The sequence below is a fragment of the Clostridium sp. genome, from assembly GCF_017888565.1.
Lineage (GTDB): Bacteria > Bacillota > Clostridia > Clostridiales > Clostridiaceae > Clostridium.
In genome coordinates this window covers 1-6,168 of the sequence record NZ_JAGHFX010000042.1, presented here as the reverse complement: position 1 = coordinate 6,168, position 6,168 = coordinate 1, and the positions used below count along the sequence as shown (strand labels likewise).

At 25.9% G+C, this 6,168-nt stretch carries 7 protein-coding genes; all 7 read left to right on the top strand.

Annotation, left to right across the window (positions count from 1 at the left end):
• The first annotated feature begins 209 nt into the window (after positions 1–209).
• Positions 210–1,142 carry a hypothetical protein gene (locus J7M87_RS07155; RefSeq protein WP_291650080.1) on the top strand — a complete coding sequence of 311 codons (933 nt, stop codon included), beginning with the start codon at positions 210–212 and terminating at the stop codon, positions 1,140–1,142.
• Between the two features lie 450 nt (positions 1,143–1,592).
• Positions 1,593–1,886: a hypothetical protein gene (locus J7M87_RS07150; RefSeq protein ID WP_186860817.1), complete on the top strand. Its 294-nt coding sequence runs from the start codon at positions 1,593–1,595 to the stop codon at positions 1,884–1,886.
• A 57-nt stretch (positions 1,887–1,943) separates the two neighbouring features.
• On the top strand, positions 1,944–2,831 hold the full coding sequence (locus J7M87_RS07145; protein ID WP_291650076.1) for a DNA methyltransferase: 888 nt from the start codon (positions 1,944–1,946) through the stop codon (positions 2,829–2,831).
• A 447-nt stretch (positions 2,832–3,278) separates the two neighbouring features.
• Entirely contained in the window at positions 3,279–3,947 is a 669-nt protein-coding gene (locus J7M87_RS07140) for a PBECR4 domain-containing protein (RefSeq protein ID WP_291650074.1), read from the top strand.
• Positions 3,948–4,416: 469 nt separating this feature from the next.
• Positions 4,417–4,980, top strand: a complete 564-nt coding sequence (locus tag J7M87_RS07135) for a hypothetical protein (RefSeq protein WP_291650072.1) — start codon at positions 4,417–4,419, stop codon at positions 4,978–4,980.
• Between the two features lie 204 nt (positions 4,981–5,184).
• The gene (locus J7M87_RS07130) at positions 5,185–5,388 is read left to right on the top strand and encodes a hypothetical protein (RefSeq protein WP_291650070.1); all 204 of its coding nucleotides are present in this window, start codon (positions 5,185–5,187) and stop codon (positions 5,386–5,388) included.
• 540 nt (positions 5,389–5,928) lie between these two features.
• On the top strand, positions 5,929–6,168 hold a 240-nt coding region (locus J7M87_RS07125), incomplete at its 3' end, for a hypothetical protein (RefSeq protein ID WP_291650068.1).

Genomic DNA, 6,168 nt, shown 5'->3' with positions numbered 1-6,168 from the left:
CTATCCTTAAACAACATAGAAAAATGAAAGATAATAAAATTGTTATAACTGATGATATATTAGAACAACTTGACAAAACTATGATGGCTACTTCAATTCTTAGAACTTTGAAAGATGAAATAAAATAGAGTAAAAGTGTTCCTGGGGAACACTTTAACTTCAAATTGAAATATTATAATATACTATTAAATAAAAGGGAGTTGATATTAATGATAAAAGATATAATTAATATAATAAAGGATAATGTTAATAACAAGAAAATTATAGATAACACTTATGTAACACAAGATATTGCTATTGATGATTTTAAAAATAATAAACATGATAGCCAAATAAATTTAGAAAATGATTTTAAATGGTTAGATAAAATTTTATATTGTTCACTTGAACAAGAAATAAACTTAGCAATTAATAAAGACATGATTGGTACTATGGAATATAGTTATATTCTAAAATCTTATAAAATTAATGGAGTATCTAATAGTATTACACTAGAACTTGAAAGAAAAGGAGATGCTTACAGAATAAGTTTTAATGATATATATGATATCAAATCTGCTGGTCCTAAAATATGGATTTATCAAAAAGATTTAACTTGGAGAATTTATCACTATGTTGATGAAATAAAGTTTTCTTCTTTAGAAGAAAACTTTATTTCAAAAAACCTCGAATTACAAGAAGATATTCAAATTTATATGAAATATAAAGATATTGATAATTTGCTTTATAATGTAGAATATTTTAAATATTCTTATAGGTTGTCTAATGTTGATATTTCCCAAGAAGAAATGATAGATAAACTTGGTAATGAAATAATTCTAGTAAATATATTAGATAGTAAAAATTCTTTTGATAATCATGGAACAATAACTGCATTTTCTAAAGATGGAAAAGAAGGAATATTTCATTATAAGTTAAATAATGATTATATTTACATAATAGATATGCAACCCAATAATCATTCACAAGGTCTTGGTAGTAAAGCTTTAGAACTTATGGAGAATACTGCTAGGAAATATGGTATTACAAAATTAAAAGGTAGCTTATCTCGTGTAGATTTTGACCATAAAGACCGCTTAATCTATTTTTATAAAAAAAATGGTTTTACTATTGAAGGCTATAAGTTAATTAAAAACTTATAAAGTTAATAAGTATAAAGATTAATAAATTAAACAATAAATATTTTTATTTTAAAAGTATTTTATTTTTCCAGGCACTAATCCCATCACCCAATTATAACGCTGCAATAAGCTAAGATATTCTATTACTTTATCTCGTTCCATCTATCCGAGCGACCAATCTAAAGCAAAGAATATCTAAGCTTCTTTTTGCTATAATCGGGTCCCGATGAAGTGCATCCAAATAGGAAGAAGTCCCCAAAGGACTTCTTTTTTTATCTTGTTTTTTTGATGCACCAGCCTATCATATCTCCATTCAAGTTGTAAAGCCATTCCATAAAATTTTTTGTCGGCCATGATCCTTACCAGGAATAGCAGCCAAAAATTTTTACTTCATTTTCCTTTACAACTCACTTCTATATGTAGTCCTAGGCTCAACAAAAAAACAACAACATGAAAGGAATGGTGCTATCTATGAAGTTAAGAGTAGTTATGACAAATGGAGTTAATTATTTAATTGAAAGTGGAGAATTTAAAGATAAAGATTTGATGTCAGCTTTATTAAAATTCCATTCTGATGATTGGGGAATTTTATGTAATGAAGATAAAGAATTTCAAAATGAATTATTAAAAAATCCTAATTCAAAGTATGAAGATAGATTTATGGGAGTTTATATGATAAATGAACATAAAATTTGGATTATGAGTGAGTATGATTATTCAATAAAAAGTTTATTAATCACTATCTTACTTCCTGAAGAATACTAATCAAAAGGTGTTCTTCGGGAACACCTTTTATAAATAATAAGTAAAGGAGATGTGAAAATGAAAAGTATAGTTTCTTATCCAAATAGGGGAGAGTACGGAAATAATAAATATAGGGGAAATGCTACAGGAAAATTATTAATAGATTTACATTCAGTTTATAAGTTTGATGAAATAAGTGATTATATGAGTGGAAGTTTTACAACTGCTGATGTTGGTAAAGAATTAAATATAGTAACTAATTGTTATGACTTAAATGGCTTACAAGGTGAACAATCTAAATTTGACTTAATAGAAAATGATATTAAAGAAAGAAATAATTTCATATATTGGCATCCACCTTATTGGGATATTATCAAATATAGTGGTCATATGTATGGAGATACCCCTTTAAAAAATGATTTATCACACATTAAAGATTATCAAGAGTTTATAAAAGCTATTAATTATTGTCTGGCAAAACAATATGCTAGTTTAAAAGTTGGTGGAAGAATGGCTATATTAATGGCAGATATTAAGAAGAATAAAAGACTTTACTCAATGCTCCTTGATATGAATAAACTAGGTACTGTAGAGCAAATAGTTATAAAAGAGCAATTTAATTGTATGAGTGATAATAGAAAATATTTAAATGAAAACTTCATTAGAATAGCACATGAATATTGTTTGATACTTAGAAAAGATGAACCTTTAATTTTAGATTATATGATTACTAAACAAGGAAAAATGGATTTAAGGGATAGCTTAAATATAACTTGGAAAGACCTTGTAGCTTCTGTAATGGAAAGTTTAGGTGGAAAATCTAATTTAGAAAATATCTATAAAAAATTAGAAGGTTATAAAAAGACATCTAATAATCAAAATTGGAAAGCTAAAGTAAGACAAACTCTTCAAATTAATCCTAATTTATTTAAAAATATAGAACGTGGGATATGGGCAATAGCTTAAAAAAATTAATAGGCATAGATAACTATGCCTATTAATTTTTAGAGAAAATTTTTCAAAAAAATTTTCTCTATTTTGATTAATCTTTTTTTAAAAATTTCTTATGTATTTTGATTAAATTTTCTTGAAAAAATTTAATCATTTTATTTATAATTTTTCTTGAAAAAAATTGGACAATTTGTTTATATTTTTTATAAAGAAATTTAAGCATTTTGTTGACTATAATTATAGTAATGCTATAATAATAATATAAATAGATTTTTGGGTGTACTGACACCATAATAATCTGAAAGATTTACGTGATTTAATTGCACGTCGTTGGTAGGCAACAGAAAAACCTAAAAGATTTGCGTGATTTAATTGCACGCCGTTGGCAGACAACAGAAAAATCAGTTAATTTGGAGTATATGTACTTAGTACAGATACTCCATTTTTTATACAGGGGGATATATGGCAAAACTAAATAAAGATGATGTTTTAAAAACTATAATTAAATCTGCTAATCTTTATAAGAAAAATTTAGTTAACAAAAATTTTCTTATAGTTTCTAAAAATAGAAATGAACCTTATAACTTTTGGGAATTAAAATTTGAGAAAAAACAATTTTTACACCTTGTTGGTGTTAATACCCATCTTTCTTCTAAACATTTTTACACAAAAGCAACAACTAAAAAATTATCTATTAATGATTTTGAACCTAGAACTGATGGTACTACAGAACTTAAACTTGCTGTTCTACCTACTTTGATGGAATTTAAAAATTCTGTTAGAATGATAGGACATTATTTTGAAGATTGTTCTCCTAGATTGCTTACTGAAGTTTTAGCTGGAAATGTTCGTGGAGCTTTAGGTTTTGTTCCTGATGAAAAATCTGATTTAGTTCCTAATACTTGTTTAAGTTGTAACACTAGAGTACGTTCAAACTCTGCTAGAATTGTATTAATGTTATCTAAAAATTTTAGTGATAAAGAATATTCAACTATCGAATATATAGCCAAAGATAATTTTAATATTGATGAATTAAAAGAATTGGATAGTCCTTTTAAAGAAATCTTTAATAATTTATTTGATGATGATATTTCAGATTTAGTTGCAATAGATTCTGAAAATTTAAATTAGACAAGCTTTAATATTTTTAGTTCAATAGTACATAATAATATATTTTTTTTAACTCCTGGCACTAATCCCATCACCCAATTATAACGCTGCAATAAGCTAAGATATTCTATTACTTTATCTTGTTCCATATATCCGAGCGACCAATCTAAAGCAAAGAATATCTAAGCTTCTTTTTGCTATAATCGGGTCCCGATGGAGTGCATCCAAATAGGTAAGAAGTCCTTTAGGGACTTCTTTTTTTATCTTGTTTTTTTGATGCACCAGCCTATCATATTTCCGTTCAAGTAGTAAAGCCATTCCATAAAAATTTTTGTCGGCCAACTAGATCTGCAGTTAGCAGCCAAAATTTTTTACTTCATTTTCCTTTACAACTCACTCCAATATGTAGTCTTAGGCTCAACAAAAAAACAACAACACGAGGGGATTTAACCGAGAGTGTAAATTATAAAATGAAAGGATTGATTTTATTATGAGTTTAGAATTTTTAGAATTGAGAAAAAAGGTTCAAGAAGTTAATAATTTACTGTCAATAGTTGCCTATGATAGTCAAAGTGGAAAGGGGGCGGTTTTATATGATTCACAAACAACGCTAGAATTTATTTTATGGGAAGATAAAACAATAACTATGCTTGGTGGTGATACTGTTAAATATGGAAGTTGGGACGATTTAGAATTAGATAGTCCATTACTTATTAAAGTGTTTAATCTCTTTGAAAAAGCCATTCATGAAATATTTAATTTGAAAAAAATAAAAACATATAAAGATTGGAAAGGAGAGATAACAGAATATTTAAATATTAATGATATTGTTGATAATGAGATAATAGAACACTTTAGAAATGTTTTACCTCCTAAAATAGATACTAGCTATACATTACAAGGTGGAGAAGCTTATGACCATATTTTAGATGATAAAACTAATAAATATAAAGGTATCTATATAACATTCAATAAAGAAAATAGTAATTGGATATATAAAGGTATTTGTTTTATAGGTGAAAATACTGACAGAAGTAATTTATCAAATAAATAAAAAAAAGGCATAACAATGAAGTTACACCCTTACTCACAATAAGATTATAACTCATTGTTTGCCTAAAGTAAAGGAGAATAGAAATGAGTATATATGTAATTATAACTTACAAAGAATATTGCGATAAAGTAAATGAAACAATGACTTTTGAAGGACTTCATGAATATAAGAAAAAACATTGGAGAGATTAAGGAAGGTAATATTATGAGAAAAAAAATTTGTGAATTTAGAGCAAGAAATTCTATTAAAAATGAACTTGTATTTATTGAAGTTGAATATTATAAAGGTAATTGGTGGTATATAAATTTTAAAAATGAAAGAAGTTGGAAATATAATTCTATTAATGAAGCTATAGCCGATATAAGTAATATGTTTGGTGATTGGATTGACTTTAGATTATTAGCCTAATAAATGCTAAAAAGGTAAGAAGTCCTTAATAGGACTTCTTTTAATTTTATTTTCATTAATCAACCTAATAAATAAAAAGTTTTAATATAATTTTTAACCACAATATCTATTATACCAAAAAAATTGTAAAATTATAGACTATTATATAAATGTTTACCATGATAAAATTTAATCATAGATTTCAATACTTTTATTTACTTCCAAAGGAGGATTCATTTATGAGATTTATTTTATTATCACTATTGCTCATCCCGACAATTATTGGAGTAATTTATTGCATTTATGAGTTCTCCAATACACCTCAAGATTTTATATCTTATGATGACTTTTGATGTATATGTAAAAAATAAAAAAGTGTTCCCGAGGAACACTTTTTTATTATCTAATTATTATAGTTTATTCACTAAATAAATAAAATTTTTAATATGATTTTTAAGCACAATATCTATTATACCAAAAAATAATTGCAATTTACAGACTTTTTATGTAATTATTTCCATAGTAAAATTTAACTATATTTATTTTGAAGGAGATGATAATATGAAAGACTTATTCAAAAAAATTGCTTTAACTCTAACATTAACTATGCTTACTACAATGATTCCTTTTTCAATTAAAGCTAATGCTACAGAAAATCAAAATCCCAACACAAGAGCATGGCCTGGAAGACCTGGAGGGAATGGTGATGGCTCAGAAGAATGGTTGCAAGGAAATTATGGAGAACCTAATGGACCATTTAAAACTTTATATAGTAGTCAAGGTCGTGTATCAGACTTAAAT

Bases quoted from the DNA above. Each gene is read 5' to 3' on its own strand.
- J7M87_RS07155 (WP_291650080.1), top strand. From the start codon at position 210: ATGATAAAAGATATAATTAATATAATAAAGGATAATGTTAATAACAAG.
- J7M87_RS07150 (WP_186860817.1), top strand. From the start codon at position 1,593: ATGAAGTTAAGAGTAGTTATGACAAATGGAGTTAATTATTTAATTGAA.
- J7M87_RS07145 (WP_291650076.1), top strand. From the start codon at position 1,944: ATGAAAAGTATAGTTTCTTATCCAAATAGGGGAGAGTACGGAAATAAT.
- J7M87_RS07140 (WP_291650074.1), top strand. From the start codon at position 3,279: ATGGCAAAACTAAATAAAGATGATGTTTTAAAAACTATAATTAAATCT.
- J7M87_RS07135 (WP_291650072.1), top strand. From the start codon at position 4,417: ATGAGTTTAGAATTTTTAGAATTGAGAAAAAAGGTTCAAGAAGTTAAT.
- J7M87_RS07130 (WP_291650070.1), top strand. From the start codon at position 5,185: ATGAGAAAAAAAATTTGTGAATTTAGAGCAAGAAATTCTATTAAAAAT.